We start from the raw sequence: 1,205 nt of genomic DNA on the forward strand, positions 1-1,205 counted from the left end.
TGTAAGCTTCCCCTAATTAGAACTGCTTGATGGTATAAAGTTATTAGTTTTAGTTTTATCTGTGGTTTCTAATAGGGCATTAAATTTTGCATATTCTATCGGAGCCATTTTTCCTAATGCATCATGCGGCCTTTGGTGATTGTAATCATCCATCCATATTTGGGTTTGTTCTCTTACCTGATCCAGATCCTCAAAAATGTATTTATTTAAAACACCTCTTCTATAAGTTCCATTGAATCGTTCAATAAAGGCATTTTGTGTAGGTTTTCCTGGCTGGATATACTGGAAATCGATTCCATGCATCTGGCTCCATTCTGAAGCTATCTTGGCAATAAACTCAGGACCATTATCCATTCTTATCTTTTGAGGTTTTGTTCTTCGGTTGATTAGGTGGTTCAGTACCCAAATGACTCGGTTGCTGGGCAAGGAAAAATCAACTTCTATGTGAAGTGCTTCCCGGTTGTAATCATCAATAATAGTAAAAGCTCTAAACCTTCTTTTGTTATCCAGGACATCTGTTACAAAATCCATACTCCAGGTATGATTGAGAGCTTCAGGTACTTCTAAAGGTTCTTTTACTCTTGCTGGTAATCTTTTCTTCACTTTACGCCTTAAGCTTAAGCCAAGGCTTTTATATACACGATAAACTCTTTTATGGTTCCACGGCTTTCCTTCCTTACGCAGTCGCTCATAAGCCATCCAAAAGCCTTCCTCACTAAACTTCTCTGCCTTTTGCTGTAAAGCTTCTTCTATAGGTTTATCATCTTTAGGGAGAGGAGTGTAATAAAACACACTTTTGCTCATTTTTAAGACACGGCACGCCCTGCTTATACCGTAATGAGCAAGTTCTTTAGCTATGGTCCTCTTACGGCAAGGCTTTAAAGCTTTTTTTCTATAATCTCTTTGGCCATCTCATGATCTAGGGAAAGGGTGGCATACATTTGCTTGAGGCGACGGTTCTCTTCTTCAAGCTCCTTAAGACGCTTCAGTTCTTTGCCGTTCATACCACTATAACGCTCACGCCATTTGTAAAAAGTGGCTGTGCTTATGCCATATTCACGGCTGATCTCGGCAGCTGTTTTACCGTTATCAAATTCTTTAAGGATCTTGGAGATCTGTTGAGGGGAAAATTTACTTTTTTTCATACTGTTTAAAATTAAGAATTATTCTACTTTTAAACAGTTCGGTTTTAAGGGAAGCTTACA

The 1,205-nt window shown here is 38.4% G+C and carries 1 protein-coding gene; it reads right to left on the reverse strand.

Annotation, left to right across the window (positions count from 1 at the left end; translation table 11 throughout):
- Positions 1-12: 12 nt before the first annotated feature.
- Positions 13-1,145, reverse strand: a protein-coding gene (locus RM549_RS19330) for an IS3 family transposase (protein WP_311687754.1) whose coding sequence is annotated in 2 segments (ribosomal slippage) — positions 13-884 and positions 884-1,145 — 1,134 coding nt in all. Because the reading frame shifts where the segments join, the coding sequence is not laid out codon by codon here.
- Positions 1,146-1,205: the final 60 nt, after the last annotated feature.

The sequence above is a fragment of the Autumnicola patrickiae genome, from assembly GCF_031846525.1.
Taxonomy (GTDB): domain Bacteria; phylum Bacteroidota; class Bacteroidia; order Flavobacteriales; family Flavobacteriaceae; genus Autumnicola; species Autumnicola patrickiae.